Genomic DNA, 15,180 nt, shown 5'->3' on the forward strand with positions numbered 1-15,180 from the left:
CCATGGCATGTGGGAGCTACTGCTCGCCCGGCACGAAATGATCGCGGGCGCTTGCGCGTCCGCCACCGGCGGTGTCGGTGATGGCGATGCCGACGTCGCGGGAGGTCTTCGGCAGGTCGCCGGGACCGACCTGCACCGACAGCCTGACCTCGCGGGTCTGATCCTGCCCGACCTCGATGACGGGCTTGCCGTCGGAGCCGGCTTCGATGCCGGCGACGCGAACGGTGGCGCCGGGCAGGCCGGAGACCTCGAGCGCAAACGATCGCTGCGCGCCCTTGTTGAGGATACGGACGGTGTAGTCGTTGCGCACCCCGCCATCCGAGAGCTGGACGAAGAGGGGATTGCGCTCATGCAGCACGTTGACGTCCATCGTCGTACGCGTCGCGAGGGCATAGAGCATGATGCCGCCGACGATGGCGATAGCCGCGGCATAGGTCAGCGTGCGCGGACGGATGATGCGGTAGAGCGGCGCCTTGCCCTCGCGCCGGCGCTGCATGTTGATGTCGGTATCGTAGCCGATCAGGCCGGCGGGCCGGCCGATCTCGCGCATCACGTTGTCGCAGGCGTCGATGCACAGGCCGCACTGGATGCAGCCGAGCTGGATTCCGTTGCGGATGTCGACGCCGGTCGGGCAGACATTTATGCACTGATGGCAATCGACGCAGTCACCGGCGCGATCGCCGTGCGCGCGGGCCGCGTCCGCCTTCTTCACCGACATGCGCGGCTCGCCGCGGTCGCGGCGATAGGTGACGTTGAGCGCCCATTCGTCGGTCAGCGCCGCCTGGATGCGCGGCCACGGACACATGTAGATGCACATCTGCTCGCGGGCGTGACCGGCAAAGACATAGGTCGTGGCGGTGAGGATGCCGATCCAGAGATAGGCGATGAACGGGGCCTGGAAGGTGGCGAGCTCCTTCACCAGCGTCGGCGCGTCGGAAAAATACAGCACCCAGGCGCCGCCGGTCCACCAGGCGATCATGATCCAGAGAAAGTGCTTCAGCACGACCTTCCGGATGTGATCGAACGTCCAGTAGCGCTTGTCGCCCTGCATGCGCTCGCGCCGGTCGCCCTCGACCCAGCGCTCGACCGCGTAGAACAGGTCGGTCCACACCGTCTGCGGGCACATGTAGCCGCACCACAGCCGGCCGGCGACCGCGTTCATCAAAAACAGCGTCATCGCCGCGATGATCAAGAGCCCGGTGAAATAGTAGACCTCCTGCGGCCACAGCTCGATGAAGAAGAAGTAGAAGCGCCGATGCGGAAGATCGATCAGCACCGCCTGGTCCGGCAGGCCGGGTCCGCGATTCCAGCGCACGAAGGGCAGGAGATAGTAGGTCCCGAGCGTGACGCAGAGGATCGCCCATTTGATGCGGCGGAAAGGGCCCTGGACGGATTGCGGATAGACCTTCTTCCGCTTCTCGTAGAGAGGTCCCTCGATGAAGGTGTCGTCGCTCATGGTCGGCCTCTGCAATCTGCGAATGGTCTCACGCAATCTCGGCGACGACTTGCTTCAGCAACTCGCGAACCTGTCCGGCGACGGCGCCGAGCTTCGGATTCTCGATCGCCGCCATCGAGGCGACGGGATCCACTGCCGAAATCTCGACCTTGCCGCCCTCCCGCTGCTGAACTACGACGTTGCAGGGAAGCATCGTACCGATCTTGTCCTCGAGGGTCAGCGCCTCATAGGCGAGCTTGGGATTGCATGCTCCGAGGATGAGGTAGGGTCGAAACTCGGCCCCGAGTTTCTTGTTCAGGGTATCCTTGACGTCGATCTGGGTGAGCACGCCGAAGCCATGGTGCTTCAGCGCTGCGGTCGTGGCCGCAACCGCCGCGTCGAACGGCAGGTCGACCGTTTTCGAGAAGTGATAGGTCATGGACTGTCTCCGTGGAATTGGGCTGTCTTCGCCGCGTCGCGCTCAGGAGAACGCGCAGCCGCTGCTCAGGCCGAGCTTCTTGAACACGATCGCAGCGGGGCAGAAGCCCGTGAACGAGGCCTGCAGCATGTTCAGCCCGGCGAACGCCGTCAGCAGATACCAGTACGCATTCACGTAGGTGCCCAGTGCGAGTCCAAGCAGGACGACGAAACCTGCGAAGGCGAGAACGGCTTTGTCGACATTCATGGCATGCTCCTCTTTGACTATGTTGGCGTTACGAACGGGTCAGGCTGGCTTGGGTCCAAGCCACAATGCTGCGTGCATCCATCGCGCCGGCGTGGCGGGCGATCTCGCGGCCGCCGCGCATCAGCAGCAAGGTCGGGATGCCGGTGATGTTGAGGCGCGACGACAACGCAGGAGCGTTGTCCGAATTGAGCTTCAACAGCCGGATCTGCGGCTCCAGTTGCTGCGCGGCGCGTTCGAACATCGGCGCCATGGCGCGGCATGGCCCGCACCAGGGCGCCCAGACGTCGACCAGAACGGGAATGTCGCTGTTGACGACATGACGTCCAAAGGCTTCCTCGTCCACCTCGATGGGATGGCCGGTAAACATCGGCTGGTGGCAGGCGCCGCAGCGCGCGCCTTCCGGCGTACGCTCGGCTGGCAGGCGGTTGGTCCGCCCGCAATGCCCACAGACGATCTGGCGTGTCTCGCTCATGTGCCCGTCCGGACCTCCTTGATCTTGGCGATGTTCAGCTTGTCGAGCAGGAAGCGTTCATAGAACGGTTCGCTCTCGCCGCGTCGCATCTTGCGGAGGAAATACTTCTCGAAGGCGACCTTGGCGTAGTGCACCCACTCGCCCTTGGACGACCAGTTGACATTACGCGGCGGAATCTGCGGTTGCGCCAGGAAGGCGACGCCGGAATCGCCGAAATCGGCAAGGCAGATCGCATTCCAGGTCGGCTGTGCGCTCGGCTCCTTGCCCCGGAGCAGGGCGCCGATATTCAGCGCGGTCGCGGTCACCATGGATTCGATCATGAAGCCGGTTTTCGGCACGCCTACCGACACCGGCGTTGCACCGACCGGCGCGATTGCCACGCAGACGCCGACGGCAAAGACATTTGGGAAGGCGGGGTTGCGCTGGTGCTTGTCGACTATTACGAAGCCGCGCGGGTTGGTCAGCTTGTCGATGCCGCGAACCGCCTCGACGCCGCGGAACGCGGGCAGCATCATGGAATATGCAAAGGGCAGCTCGTGTGTCTTGTGCACCGCGCCGCCCTCGCCGAGCTCTTCGACGACCATCTTGCCCGCCTCGACGCCCTTGACGCGTGCGTTGGTAATCCACTTGACGTGCTTCTCGCGCATCTCGCTTTCGAGAAGGCCCTTGGTGTCGCCGACGCCGTCCAGGCCGAGGTGGCCGACATAGGGCTCCGAGGTGACGAACGTCATGGGGACTTGATCGCGTAGCTTGCGCCGGCGCAACTCGGTTTCCAGGATGAACAGGAATTCGTACGCCGGGCCGAAGCAGGAGGCCCCTTGGACCGCGCCGATCACGACCGGGCCGGGACGGGCTGCGAGCTTTTCGAATGCGTCCTTGGCGTGCGAGGCGTGATCGACGTGGCAGATTGATTGCGTGTGGCCTTGCGGGCCCAGGCCGGGAATCTCGTCGAAGGCAAGCTCGGGCCCCGTCGCGACGACCAGATAGTCGTAGTTGATCGACGTGCCATCGCCGAGTTCGACGCGGTTCTCGGTCGGGTGCAGGCGCTTGGCGCCCTGCGTCAGCAACCGCACGCCCTTGCGCTTCATGATGTCAAGGAGATCGATCTCGATCTCATCGCGCTTTCGCCAGCCGACCGCAACCCAGGGGTTCGATGGGACGAAGTGATAGATAGCGCCCTGAGAGATCACGCTCAGACGATCGTCCTTTCCGAGCTGGGGCAGCAATTCATAGGCCATCAGCGTCCCGCTAAGACCGGCTCCAATTACGACAACTTCCGCCATGGGTTACCTCCGCTGGATAAGCGGCTCCGCCAGTTGGGTCTGGCTGTTCTGCCGCGATGCTTGACAAGATATTCATAAATTCGTATATACGCAAGTATGAAAATAGATAGCGAAACCATGGAGCGGGCGGCCGACCAGGCGAGCGACCTGTTGAAGGCGCTTTCCAACCGCCACCGGCTTCTCATCATCTGCCAGCTCATCGAGGGTGAGCGCTCGGTCGGCGAACTCGCCGAGTTCCTGAACCTGCGAGACTCCACGGTCTCTCAGCATCTTGCGCTCCTCCGCAAGGATGGCCTTGTGTCATCACGTCGCGACGCGCAGACGATTTTCTATTCGATCGCGAGCGAGCCGGCCCGCGAGATCCTGAAGACGCTCTATCAGGTGTTTTGTGCACCCAAGTCCGCAAGGTCGAAGTGAAATCTACGAGCGCTCAAGTTGCGGCGCGTTGAGCAAGATCAACGCGCGACCCCGATAAAGCTGAACGAAATCACACACAAGGACACCGCGACGCGGTGTAATGGTTCCATGATTGCCCGGACACGCCCCATGCGACTCCTAGGATTGTTGGCGGTTCTTGCGGCCACCGCCCTGCAGACCGGTCTCGCCGCTGCGGAAGCGTTCACCGTGACACAGCACCCCGTCGCAGACGAAAAGGCTGTGTTTGCGACGGTGGAGAGTGTCAGCGTGGTGCCCGCGCGCGGACGTATCGGCGGAATTGTGGTCCAGCTCAATGTCAGGGAAGGGGATCCTGTTACGGCCGGCCAGGCGATCGCGATCATTGGTGACGAGAAGCTGGCCCTTCAGATGAAGGCCCTCGATGCGCAGATCGAGGCGCTCCAGGCTCAAGCCAATCAGGCGCAGATCGATTTCTCGCGGATCGAAGGCCTTGTCGAACGCGGCACCCTCCCGCGCGTCAAGCTTGACGAGGCGAGGACCGCGCTGAACGTCGCCGAGAACGGGCTGCGCGCGAAGACCGCCGAGCGCGCCGTGATCGCGCAGCAGCTCAGCGAGGGTCAGGTGCTGGCGCCTTCCGGTGGCCGGGTGTTGAGAAAGCTCGTGACTGTCGGCTCTGTGGTGATGTCCGGCGACGCGATCGTCACCGTCGCGCAGCAGCACTTCAAGTTGCGGTTGCGGGTGCCGGAGCGGCACGCGCGTCTGCTCAAGGCCGGCGACAGGATTCGGGTCGACGGCGCCGAGCTTGGCGAGGATGCGTCCAAATGGGGCGTCATCGATCTCGTCTATCCGCAGATCGAGGAAGGTCGTGTCATTGCAGACGCCAGCGTCCAGGGTCTCGGCGAATACTTCGTCGGGGATCGGCTGCGGGTGTGGATCTCCGGCGGCCTGCGGCAGGCATTCGTCATTCCGGCAGGCTATGTGACGACCCGGTTCGGCATCGACTACGTGCGGCTTCAGAAGGCGGGCGGGGTTGTCGACGTGCCGGTGCAGCGCGGTCGCGAGCTGCCGACGCCCGCGCTTCCCGATGGGCTTGAGATCCTGTCCGGCATCCGTGCCGGCGACCAATTGGTGCGGCCGTGAATCTCGGACTCTCGGGCCGGCTTACCAAGGCGACGATCGCCTCGCCGTTGACACCGTTGTTCCTGCTCGCGGCGCTCGTGGTCGGCATCATCGCCGTCGTGGTGATCCCGCGTGAGGAAGAGCCGCAGATCAGCGTGCCAATGGTCGATATCCGCGTCAATGCCGATGGCTTGCGCGGTCCCGACGCAGTTGAACTCGTCACGAAGCCGCTGGAAGCGATCGTCAAGGGCATCGACGGCGTCGAGCATGTCTACAGCCAGACCGAGGACGACCGCGTGATGGTCACCGCGCGGTTCCTGGTCGGAACGAAGTCGGAGGATGCGATCCTCCGCGTCCATGAGAAGATCCGCGCCAATATCGATCGCATCCCAGTCGGCATCCCCGAACCGCTGATCGTCGGTCGTGGCATCAATGATGTCGCGGTGACGGTATTGACACTGGCGCCGAAGCCAGAGGCGGCCGGGCGCTGGACGGACAAGGACCTGTTCGAGCTCGCCGACAAGCTGCGCTCGGAGCTCATAAAGATCGACAGCATCGGACTGACCTACATCTCTGGCGGCGCGGCGCAGCAGATCAGGGTCGAGCCAGATCCGGAAAAATTGTCGCTGTTCGGCGTCACGCTGCAGCAGCTCGTGGCCAAGGTGAAGGACGCCAATCGCTCGTTCCTGGCTGGCCAGGTCCGCGATGCCGGCGTCGTGCGCAATGTCGCGGCCGGCCAGACGCTCGCGGGCATTCCCGACATTGGATTGCTCTTGATCTCGACGCGCGACGGTCGGCCGGTCTATGTCAAGGACGTCGCTTCCGTCATCATCGGACCAAATACGGCCGAGCATCGGGTCTGGAACGACGCGCGCGACGAGAAGGGACAGTGGACGCGTGTACCCGCGGTCAGCCTGGCGCTCGCCAAGCGCGCCGGCGCCAATGCAGTCGTGGTCTCGGCCGACATCGGCCGGCGCCTCGAGGGATTGAAGGGGCGCCTCATTCCCGACGACGTTCAGGTAACGGTGACGCGCGACTATGGCGAGACTGCCAACGAGAAGGCCAACGAACTCCTATTCCACCTTGGGCTCGCCACGGTCTCGATCGTGGTGCTGATTGCGATCGCGATCGGATGGCGCGAGGCGGTTGTGACCTTCGTCGTCATTCCGACGACCATCCTGCTCACGATGTTCGCGGCCAATCTGATGGGTTACACCATCAACCGGGTCAGTCTGTTCGCGCTGATCTTCTCGATCGGCATCCTGGTCGATGACGCCATCGTCGTGGTTGAGAATATCGCGAGGCATTGGGGCATGCGCGACGGCCGGCCGAGATTGCAGGCGACGATCGAGGCGGTGGCGGAGGTCGGCAACCCGACTATCGTTGCCACGCTCACGGTGGTCGCTGCGCTGTTGCCGATGCTGTTCGTCTCTGGATTGATGGGCCCCTACATGGCGCCGATCCCGGCGAATGCCTCGGCGGCGATGCTGTTCTCCTTCTTTGTAGCGATGGTCGTAGCACCCTGGCTCATGCTCAAGCTGGCGCCGAAAACTGAGGCTGCAGGGATCGAGGCCGGCCACCAGGAAGGGCGGCTGGGGCGGCTCTATCGGCGCTTTGCCACTCCCATCGTTCGGAGTAAGCGCGCCGCGTGGATCTTCCTGCTCGGCGTCGGCATCGCGACTCTGCTGTCAATGATGCTGTTCGCGACCAAGTCGGTCACGGTGAAGCTGCTGCCGTTCGACAACAAGTCGGAAATCGCCGTTGTGGTCGACCTTCCGGAAGGGGCGAGCCTGGAGGCGACCGAGCGCACGCTGTTCGGCGCGGCGGAGATCGCGCGGCAATTGCCGGAGGCAACCTCGCTACAATCCTATGCCGGCACGCCGGCGCCGTTCAATTTCAACGGCCTGGTGCGGCACTATTATCTGCGCGAAAAGCCAGAGATGGGCGAGCTGCAGGTCAACCTGGCTGCCCGCGGCGAGCGCCATCGGGCAAGCCATGACATCGCTCTGGAGCTGCGGCAAAGGCTGAAGGCGCTTGACATCCCGAAGGGCACCAGCATCAAGGTGGTCGAAGTGCCGCCCGGGCCGCCGGTGCTGGCGACGCTGTTGGCCGAAATCTACGGTCCCGACGCCGCGACGCGCCGCGCTGTGACGGCCGAGCTGAAGAAGGTCTTTGCCGAGGTCCCCTTCATCGTCGATGTGGACGATTCCATCGGCGAGAAGCGGCCGCGGCTGCGGCTGTCGATCGACCAGGACCGGCTCGAGTTTTTCGGCGTCGAGCAGCGCGATGTCTATGACACGATCCAGGCATTGTTCGGCGGCATCTCGATCGGCTACTCGCATCGTGGCGAGGATCGCAACCCGATCGAGATCGCGGTGCATCTCGGCAAGCGCCACCTGGTCTGGGACGAGGCACTGGCCTCGACACCGGTGCCCGCCAACACGCTGCCCGGCAGCAAGACGGTCGTCGAGCTTGGCCAGGTCGTGAAGGCGACCATGGAGGAGGGCTCGCCGACGATCTTCCGCCGCGACGGGCGCTTCGCCGACATGGTGATGGCTGAGCTTGCCGGGCGTTTTGAAGCGCCACTCTACGGCATGCTGGCTGTTGCGGATCGCGTGGATGCGCATGATTGGGGCAATCTGCCGAAGCCTGCGATCAGCCTGCACGGTCAGCCGACCGATGAATCCCGTCCCACTTTGCTGTGGGACGGCGAATGGGAGATCACATGGGTGACGTTCCGCGATATGGGTGCCGCCTTCGGTGCAGCCATTCTCGGCATTTACGTGCTGGTCGTCGCTCAGTTCAAGAGCTTCCGCCTGCCGCTCGTGATCCTGACGCCGATCCCGCTGACGCTGATCGGCATCCTGGTGGGACATTGGCTGCTGGGCGCGCCGTTCACGGCCACCTCGATGATCGGCTTCATCGCGCTTGCCGGCATCATCGTGCGGAACTCGATTCTGCTTGTCGATTTCATCCGGCACAGTGGCGGGGAAGGCAAGTCGCTTCGTGAGGTCGTGCTTGAAGCCGGCGCCGTTCGTTTCAAGCCGATCTTGCTGACCGCACTTGCCGCCATGATCGGCGCCGCGACCATCCTGCTCGATCCGATCTTCCAGGGATTGGCGATCTCGCTTCTCTTCGGGCTCGCGTCCTCGACGCTGCTCACCGTGCTCGTCATCCCTGCGATCTACGTCGCCCTGCGCACGCCGCGCGAGGCGGCTTCCACGACGACTAAATCCAGCTAGCGAGGATTTGATGGACAAGAACTACGTTGATATCACCCGGAATATCTCCGCCAATCTGCGCAAGCTGCGGAGTGACATTCCCGACACCATGAAGGGATTTGCCGCGCTGGCCCAGGCCGCGACGCGTGACGGCGCGCTGGACAAGAAGACCAAAGAGCTGATGGCGCTGGCGCTCGGCGTCGCCGCGCATTGCGACGGCTGCATCGGCTTTCACACCGAGGCCCTCGTCAAGCTCGGTGCAACGCGCGAGGAGATCGAGGAGACGCTCGGCATGGCGGTCTATATGGGCGGCGGGCCGTCGCTGATGTACGCCGCCGATGCGATCGCAGCCTACGAGCAATTTCAGCAGCAATCGGTTGCCGCCTGACGCCTGTGACCGGATGCAATCACATGTGCAATCACATGTGATGGGACCGGGCGAGTTGCCTCGTCCGGTCCCATCCGTCTTGGTTCTACTGATTACCAGCGGTCGCCGCCGACGCCGACGCCCACGCTGACGCCGGGCGCGCGAATGCCGACGCCGCCTCGCGGGCCGTCGTCCCAGTCGCGATAGGTGCGGCGCTCATAATAGCGCTCGCGCGGCATGGTGTTGTAGGAGTCGCGCACGATCACGCGCGCCCCGCCGCGGGTACGATAGCAATTGCCGGCGTCATCGCAGACGAGCCGGACTTCCTGGATGAGATCGGGGTTGACGTATTCGCTGGTCGTGTAGATGTCGGCAGCCTTCGCGCCGCTCGCCGCAGCGAGGGCCGCGACGCCCGCCAGCAGTGCAATCGAAAATGTCCGCATCATATCCTCCTCCGAAACTGCCCACTGCGGTAACAAGAATGGGAGGCGGCGATCGTTCCGGCCCAAATGCAGGATTTTCCCGGAACTGGATTTGGGACGTCGGCAATGTTCCCGGGGGCGAAACCCATCAATCCGGCGAATCATCATGATTGCTTCGAGCCGTTTGCCGATTTCCTTTCTGGGGGAGGCTGAAGCGCTACTGGATGCCGACGGCCGCCATGATCGTCCAAGCCGGCCTTAACGGCGCACGTCCAAATGACATTCACCCTCAACTGCCGGTATCGCGATTGCTTTTCATGATGCAGTTTGAGCGAGCGGAAACGCCGATCTGGTCTCGGATGCCCTCAAGATATTCCACCTTACACAGAGCTGACGGCGCCGCTTGTTCCTAGATCGGCTCGTAGGTCTCGGTCCCGCAGATGTCGTCGGCTTCCGCGCGCCGGCGATCGACGACCTTTCCGCCGCTGATGGTCACGATGTAGGTCTGGGCACCGAGCGCGGAGCCGGTTGCGGAGGTGAGCTGCGCGCGGACGCAGGCCGTCCAGCCGGGTCCTCGCACCTCACGATGCGGCGGGGCGACGTGCACTTCGCGCGGATAGGACGTGTTGACGAAGACGACATCGATCTGCTCGCGCACCACGCGCTTGACGTCGGGGGGCGGCTCGGGCGGTGGCTGCTCGGTTTCCTTCATGCGCATGAACTCGGGCACCGGCGCGCGGCTGTCGGCAAAGCCGCAGGCACCGAGCGCGAGCGCGCCGGCCAGCAGCGCTGCATGAGCAATGATCCGCAACATCCGTGAAGGTCCCCCTGCGGGCCAACAGATAGGCACGAATGCGATCTGGCAAAATCCCGGCCGATCAAGATTTGCTGAAGGCCTGGAACCCCCGGCATTTGCTATTACGGGATTGCGGGCTAGTTTGTATCCCAGACGAGGGGGATTGCACCGATGAGGATTTTGGTCATAGCGGCGGCGGTGCTGGCGCTGACGGTTGCCTCGGCGCAGGCGCAGATGGGTGGCGGCAGACGCCAGCCGAACGAAGGCGCCCAGAAGACGGACAACAAGCCCAAGGTCGACGAGAAGGCCTACAAGGCCGCGCTTGAGCGCATTCCGGAGCCCAAGGAGAAGTACGATCCGTGGAGCGGAGCCCGTCCGCCTGAACCTGCCAAGAAGCCCAAATGAGCGCGATGGGCACTGGCGACACGCCTGTGCCGTTTGACCGCTCGCATCGCGCTGTTCTTGTCGTCGTCGCGGCCGGGCAACGCGTGAGAAGCGTCGGGGTGGCGATGGGGCGACAAGCGCCCGAACGATAGCGGGCACGCCTCGATACTGGCGACAGTCGGCGCGACGCCGTGATCCGGCCGACCAGGCAGGGTCTTGTCGTCGTGCTCGACCCGGACACCGGCGAGCCGATCTGGCCGGTCGAGAGCGAGATGGTCGCAGTCGATCTGACGGCCGGCAGGATTCTCCGGCGCTCGGCGCCGCCGATGATCTCGAACGTCCCAGTGCAAGAGTTTGCGGCATCGTCGGCGATCGCACGCGCGATGGCGGGCCTGCGCCTTTCGTCGCTGCCATCGTAGCAGGCACTCATAACCGCATTGTGGATGCGATACGAACAGCCGTTCACATCGTGCGCGCTATTGCACGAAAGCGAGACCGACGCGCCTGTCGCTGCGCCACACGGGGCGGCAAGTCCGCACGAAATTGTCGCGCGCGATCGAGAGTGTGAACGATTGCGGCAATGTGCCGGGGCCATCGAGGTCGATCGCCACGCCGCCCGCGGACATGTTTCGCACTGTGCACGCGATGCCGTTGTTTTCAAAGGTGATCGTTCCACCCTTGAAAACACGGTAACGTTGGGCTGCACGTTTCTCGGTCATCTGCGTTAATCCACAATGATGATTGTGAAGTAGTGCATAGAAATTACGTTGAACTAAACTCAATACTGGCGCTATTTGCACAGCGCTTCAGACTTCGTTTACGACGTTGAAGCGGTCAGTCACGTCCCGCCAACTTTCCTCACAAGCCTTTCCTTTGTGGCCTTACGCGCCGATGGAGATTCCGATGAAGACCATGCTTTCGATCCTGTTCGCCGCAGCGCTCTCGCTGTCGTCGATGCCCGCCCACGCCGTCAAGTGGGACCTCTCGACCATGACCTGCAAGCAGTTCCTCGAGAGCGGCGAAGACAACATCGCGGTCGTGCTGACCTGGATGGACGGCTGGTACAAGGGCGACGAGGACAACGCGATCATCGACACCGAGGTGTTCATCGAGAACGCCAAGAAGTTCGGTGCCTATTGCGGAAAGAATCCGACCGTCAGCGTCGTCACCGCGGCCGACGAGATCCTCGGCAAGTAACTCTTGAAGCGGACTGAAGTGCGGACGCAATCGCGCTTCGGCCTCTCGCTTCGATGCGAACGTGATGGAGAGCCGCGATGCGCCTTGCGTTCACGCGGCTCTCTTCATTTTTCGTGGGGCTCATCCCGGCAACATCGCGAACGCGCTCGACACCATCGCCACCGGCTTGTTGTCGGCGGCCGAGAGCAGCGTGACGCGGCCAAAGCTCATGGTGCGCCCGAGCCGCACCACGCGGGCGTCTGCGAGCACGTCCGACGCGGTCGCGGCGCGCATGAAATGCGTGGTCTGGTCGACCGTCGTCATCGGACGGTAGCCGCGATTGGCGGCGAGGATTGCGATCACCATCGCGGTGTCGGCGAGGGCCATCAGCGCCTGGCCACAGACCACGCCGCCGTTCCGGCACAGCCGCTCCGAAAACGCCATCCGGAGCAGCGCGCCCGGCTGCCAGTCCGTCACATCCGCGGGCTGCGCGTGCTCGATACGCTCGACCGAGAGGTTGAGATCCTGGACCCAGGGTGCAAAGACCTCGCCGAGGATGCGTCTGGCCTCGGTGATGCCGAACTCGGCTTCTGGCTGCGATGGCATTGCTGTCGTGTCCTCCATTGTTGCCGGATGTTTCGGCCATTCTGCGCGGATCGGCGCGGCAAAGTCACCCGGTCTGATGCCGGTCCGGTCGGCTTGAAAATGCCCGACTTCGCCCGATATGATGCCTTGGTTGGGTAAGGGTGGGTTATGTTGCGTCGGTATGTCCTCGTCTTTTGTCTGATTGCGCTTGGTCTGGCGCTGAACGGGTGCACCAGGTGCGGCCCGATCTGGGACGACTGGCTGCACGCGCCGAAGTCGTGCCGATCGTAGCGGTTCCTGCGGCCCCTCAGCGGCCGCACTGGGATGACAAGGCACGGGCGATCCGCGCCTCCATGAATGGTCTAAGGAGTCAAAGATGAAGCTTTTCCGTATGGCGGCGGTGCTGCTGGCCGTGCTGGCGGGACCGGCCTACGCGCAAATGCCCAATCTCAATTTGTTGCAGGAGGGCCCGGGCAAGACCCCGGAGGAGAAGGCCGCGGAAGCCGAGCGTGACAAGGCCTACAAGGAAACGCTGAAGAAGATTCCGGACGCCAAGGCGTCCAACGACCCCTGGGGCGGCATGCGCTCCGATCCGCCGAAGCAGGCTGCGCCGAAGGCGTCCGCCGCAACCACCGGCGCGCCGAAGAAGACCAAGACCGGCACGGCCGCCAACTGAAGCTGGCGGCCGGAGGCGGCATGCGCCTTTCGGCCGGGACTCCTCATCGTCCGGCCCGCTCCCTACATTATTGGCAGGTGTTGCGTAGACAGGTGTTGCGTAGAGGAGGACAGGTCATGGCCGATCGTCCGCGAGATCTCGCCGAGCGGATGGCGCGCCGGCGCAGGATCGGCGGCAAGCCGGGCGAGCGCACCGGCGACGGCTATCTGCGCGAGACCTTTACGCTGCCGCGCGCGGCGGCGCGGGCGAGGGCGCAGGCCTTCTTCGCCCGCTACCCCAAGGCCGGCTATATGAGCGCGGTCGAGACCTGGCGCGAGCTGCCCGGCGGCGACATCGAATTCACCATGCGGCGGCTGCCCAGCGCAGATTGAGGTCCGCGTCTAGTCGAGCGTCTCGGCGACGATGCGGATGCGGAACACCGGCTCCTTGGCCTCGTCCAGGAGCTCCATGTGCCATTCGGAGTTTTCCTGGAGCTTGCGGGCGATGCCAGCGGCCATGTCGGCGCAGGCGCTGGTCATCTCCTTCCAGGCCAAATCGCGATCGGCAAATTCCGACGCCTGGTCCGCACAGCCGGAATAGCGGCCGTTTCGGATTCGAAAGAAATAGAGCGGCATGGCTGGCCCGATCGCGTGACGGCCCCGCCCCCAAGGCCGTGGCGCGCAGTGCAATCCCAAACCACAGGCAGATCAATTCCGGGCGGCTACGGGATGCGCCGGGGCGCCGCCGATCTGGTGCGTCCGGTTCAGGCCGTGTTGTTCAGGCCGTCTTGCGCCCGATGGCCTTCAGTTCCCGATCGATCCGCAGCTGCACCCGCCGGATCGCCAGCTGGTCGATCTTGGTCTCGGTCTTGCCGGTCTTGACCTGCTCGCCGATTCGGAACTGCCATTGCCAGATTCCAGGAATGGCCGTCTTGGCGACGGTGAACTCGATGCCCCTGTGATTCATGGTTACCTCCCCACGATTCACCTTCGATCACTCTAACATGGTGAGCGTGATTATATTCCCGGGACAAGCAAAATCCGCTGTTAAGCCTTGGACAGTTCACGGAAATTTCGAAAGCGCGCGCGCTCCGAAGCAAACGAAATCGCATTCCGAAAGATGCCAGCCCGCCAAGCGGTGCAAGTCCATCGCCCGCTGCGCTGATGCAGCTGTGCGCGGCTCAGGAACTCTGTTCATGGTCGGAGAACCACGGGGCCATTCGATGGTCATCGGTTAACGATCGGTTGCTCCAGGACTCAGCGCCGGGAATCTTCGCGTCGATGGCCGCAGGCGACATGCCAGGTTGAACGCGGGAGTGGCGAGACATCCTGCGCTCCATCGCAGATGTGAGGAACCGCAACTGTGCGGGCGCGGCTATTCGAAGCGAGCATGTGCGCTTGAAGCATTTCCACTTTTGCGTGCCGGGCACCTATGCTGTGCTGACATCGAAGCACGGCACGAGCACGCCGTCAGCGAAGAGGACCGCGTGAACTGGCTGAGGCGTCTTGCGTTACGTTGGGGTGTACGGAAGTTCTCGCTGGTCTGTCCGCATTGCCGGCATCCGGCGTCGTCCCCGACATTCAGGCGCGGCCGCTTCATGCTCGGTGACGAGACGCTCGTCTGCGAAGAGTGCGGCGAGGCCAGCCTCGTCACCTTCTGGCGCTTCGAAGGATTGTCGTGCTGCTCCGATCGCACCGAGCCGATGCGGGGCGCGCCGCTGTCCAACGTGCGGCACTGACTGACGATCCCGATCGAACGGGAAGAGTCCAGGCCCGCCGCGATGCGGGCCCCGGCATGTGCCTTGCTTGGCCTCGTGACGGCAAGCAACATGGGCGCGTCATGCTCGGCATTCCCCGCCGCTACAGTCATTTCGTCTTCGGTGTCCTCCAGTCCGGACTGACCTCGCTGATCGCGGCGGGGATCGCCAGCCTGCCCGCTGACGGCGCGATGCTGTTCGCCCGGCACTGGATGGTGTCATGGCTGATCGCATGGGCCGCGATGCTACCCGTGGTGCTGCTGGCGGCGCCCGCGATCCGCGCCTTCTCGCTGCGGCTGACGCGGGAGGAGAGGGGTTCGTGAACCGGCCGGCATGAAAAAAACCCGCCCGGGGAGAGCCAGGCGGGTCAGAGGTTATTGGAGGCTGAGGTGCTGGGCTGCAACACCATAAGCCGGACGACCCTAGCG

Annotated in this window: 22 protein-coding genes; 11 read left to right on the forward strand and 11 right to left on the reverse strand. The window is 63.8% G+C overall.

What is annotated here, in order from left to right:
• Positions 1–16: 16 nt before the first annotated feature.
• Genes ccoG through EI171_RS18480 form a run of 5 tightly spaced genes read right to left on the reverse strand, consistent with a single transcriptional unit; the run spans position 17 to position 3,875 of the window.
• A complete protein-coding gene (gene ccoG, locus EI171_RS18460; RefSeq protein WP_110116555.1) occupies positions 17–1,456 on the reverse strand; it encodes a cytochrome c oxidase accessory protein CcoG in 1,440 nt (479 codons plus the stop codon).
• A 28-nt stretch (positions 1,457–1,484) separates the two neighbouring features.
• Positions 1,485–1,874: a DUF302 domain-containing protein gene (locus EI171_RS18465; RefSeq protein ID WP_011088521.1), complete on the reverse strand. Its 390-nt coding sequence runs from the start codon at positions 1,872–1,874 to the stop codon at positions 1,485–1,487.
• 42 nt (positions 1,875–1,916) lie between these two features.
• The gene (locus tag EI171_RS18470) at positions 1,917–2,120 is read right to left on the reverse strand and encodes a DUF2892 domain-containing protein (RefSeq protein ID WP_011088520.1); all 204 of its coding nucleotides are present in this window, start codon (positions 2,118–2,120) and stop codon (positions 1,917–1,919) included.
• 28 nt (positions 2,121–2,148) lie between these two features.
• On the reverse strand, positions 2,149–2,592 hold the full coding sequence (trxC, locus tag EI171_RS18475) for a thioredoxin TrxC (protein WP_011088519.1): 444 nt from the start codon (positions 2,590–2,592) through the stop codon (positions 2,149–2,151).
• A complete protein-coding gene (locus EI171_RS18480; RefSeq protein ID WP_161534347.1) occupies positions 2,589–3,875 on the reverse strand; it encodes an NAD(P)/FAD-dependent oxidoreductase in 1,287 nt (428 codons plus the stop codon). The genes trxC and EI171_RS18480 overlap by 4 nt, the downstream gene beginning before the upstream one ends.
• Before the next feature lie 117 nt (positions 3,876–3,992).
• Between EI171_RS18480 and EI171_RS18485 the strand changes: the two genes are divergently transcribed.
• The 4 genes from EI171_RS18485 to EI171_RS18500 all read left to right on the forward strand — a co-directional run bounded on the left by EI171_RS18485 (position 3,993) and on the right by EI171_RS18500 (position 8,999).
• Positions 3,993–4,292: a helix-turn-helix transcriptional regulator gene (locus tag EI171_RS18485; protein ID WP_236842090.1), complete on the forward strand. Its 300-nt coding sequence runs from the start codon at positions 3,993–3,995 to the stop codon at positions 4,290–4,292.
• 129 nt (positions 4,293–4,421) lie between these two features.
• Complete coding sequence (locus tag EI171_RS18490) at positions 4,422–5,411, forward strand: efflux RND transporter periplasmic adaptor subunit (protein ID WP_038967177.1); 990 nt, start codon at positions 4,422–4,424, stop codon at positions 5,409–5,411.
• On the forward strand, positions 5,408–8,632 hold the full coding sequence (locus tag EI171_RS18495) for an efflux RND transporter permease subunit (protein ID WP_161534348.1): 3,225 nt from the start codon (positions 5,408–5,410) through the stop codon (positions 8,630–8,632). Before EI171_RS18490 ends, EI171_RS18495 begins: the two co-directional genes overlap by 4 nt.
• A 10-nt stretch (positions 8,633–8,642) precedes the next feature.
• Entirely contained in the window at positions 8,643–8,999 is a 357-nt protein-coding gene (locus EI171_RS18500; RefSeq protein WP_011088514.1) for a carboxymuconolactone decarboxylase family protein, read from the forward strand.
• 92 nt (positions 9,000–9,091) lie between these two features.
• On the opposite strand, the gene EI171_RS18505 is transcribed toward EI171_RS18500, so the two are convergent.
• The gene (locus tag EI171_RS18505) at positions 9,092–9,424 is read right to left on the reverse strand and encodes a hypothetical protein (RefSeq protein WP_161534349.1); all 333 of its coding nucleotides are present in this window, start codon (positions 9,422–9,424) and stop codon (positions 9,092–9,094) included.
• Positions 9,425–9,809: 385 nt separating this feature from the next.
• Positions 9,810–10,214, reverse strand: a complete 405-nt coding sequence (locus EI171_RS18510; protein ID WP_038967179.1) for a hypothetical protein — start codon at positions 10,212–10,214, stop codon at positions 9,810–9,812.
• Between the two features lie 153 nt (positions 10,215–10,367).
• On the opposite strand from EI171_RS18510, the gene EI171_RS18515 reads away from it, so the two are divergent.
• Complete coding sequence (locus EI171_RS18515) at positions 10,368–10,601, forward strand: hypothetical protein (protein WP_028173331.1); 234 nt, start codon at positions 10,368–10,370, stop codon at positions 10,599–10,601.
• 170 nt (positions 10,602–10,771) lie between these two features.
• Positions 10,772–10,999 carry a hypothetical protein gene (locus EI171_RS44780; RefSeq protein ID WP_202633159.1) on the forward strand — a complete coding sequence of 76 codons (228 nt, stop codon included), beginning with the start codon at positions 10,772–10,774 and terminating at the stop codon, positions 10,997–10,999.
• A gap of 57 nt (positions 11,000–11,056) precedes the next feature.
• On the opposite strand, the gene EI171_RS18520 is transcribed toward EI171_RS44780, so the two are convergent.
• Complete coding sequence (locus tag EI171_RS18520; protein WP_161534350.1) at positions 11,057–11,299, reverse strand: PilZ domain-containing protein; 243 nt, start codon at positions 11,297–11,299, stop codon at positions 11,057–11,059.
• Between the two features lie 184 nt (positions 11,300–11,483).
• On the opposite strand from EI171_RS18520, the gene EI171_RS18525 reads away from it, so the two are divergent.
• On the forward strand, positions 11,484–11,777 hold the full coding sequence (locus EI171_RS18525) for an HdeA family protein (RefSeq protein ID WP_028173333.1): 294 nt from the start codon (positions 11,484–11,486) through the stop codon (positions 11,775–11,777).
• 120 nt (positions 11,778–11,897) lie between these two features.
• Here EI171_RS18525 and EI171_RS18530 read toward each other — a convergent pair whose 3' ends face one another.
• Complete coding sequence (locus EI171_RS18530) at positions 11,898–12,362, reverse strand: PaaI family thioesterase (RefSeq protein WP_161534351.1); 465 nt, start codon at positions 12,360–12,362, stop codon at positions 11,898–11,900.
• Between the two features lie 355 nt (positions 12,363–12,717).
• Between EI171_RS18530 and EI171_RS18535 the strand changes: the two genes are divergently transcribed.
• Positions 12,718–13,017, forward strand: coding sequence for a hypothetical protein (locus EI171_RS18535; RefSeq protein ID WP_028173335.1), 300 nt, complete (start codon positions 12,718–12,720; stop codon positions 13,015–13,017).
• Positions 13,018–13,133: 116 nt separating this feature from the next.
• Positions 13,134–13,388 (forward strand): hypothetical protein, encoded by a 255-nt coding sequence (locus EI171_RS18540; protein ID WP_038967182.1) that lies wholly within the window; start codon positions 13,134–13,136, stop codon positions 13,386–13,388.
• A 9-nt stretch (positions 13,389–13,397) separates the two neighbouring features.
• Here EI171_RS18540 and EI171_RS18545 read toward each other — a convergent pair whose 3' ends face one another.
• Positions 13,398–13,631, reverse strand: a complete 234-nt coding sequence (locus EI171_RS18545) for a hypothetical protein (protein ID WP_011088507.1) — start codon at positions 13,629–13,631, stop codon at positions 13,398–13,400.
• 142 nt (positions 13,632–13,773) lie between these two features.
• Positions 13,774–13,962 carry a hypothetical protein gene (locus EI171_RS18550; RefSeq protein WP_060908170.1) on the reverse strand — a complete coding sequence of 63 codons (189 nt, stop codon included), beginning with the start codon at positions 13,960–13,962 and terminating at the stop codon, positions 13,774–13,776.
• 520 nt (positions 13,963–14,482) lie between these two features.
• Here EI171_RS18550 and EI171_RS45740 point away from each other — a divergent pair.
• On the forward strand, positions 14,483–14,734 hold the full coding sequence (locus EI171_RS45740) for a phage terminase large subunit family protein (protein ID WP_245450422.1): 252 nt from the start codon (positions 14,483–14,485) through the stop codon (positions 14,732–14,734).
• Positions 14,735–14,835: 101 nt separating this feature from the next.
• Positions 14,836–15,075, forward strand: a complete 240-nt coding sequence (locus EI171_RS18560) for a DUF2798 domain-containing protein (RefSeq protein WP_028173338.1) — start codon at positions 14,836–14,838, stop codon at positions 15,073–15,075.
• Positions 15,076–15,180 lie beyond the last annotated feature (105 nt).

This window comes from Bradyrhizobium sp. LCT2 (assembly GCF_009931255.1).
Taxonomy (GTDB): domain Bacteria; phylum Pseudomonadota; class Alphaproteobacteria; order Rhizobiales; family Xanthobacteraceae; genus Bradyrhizobium; species Bradyrhizobium diazoefficiens.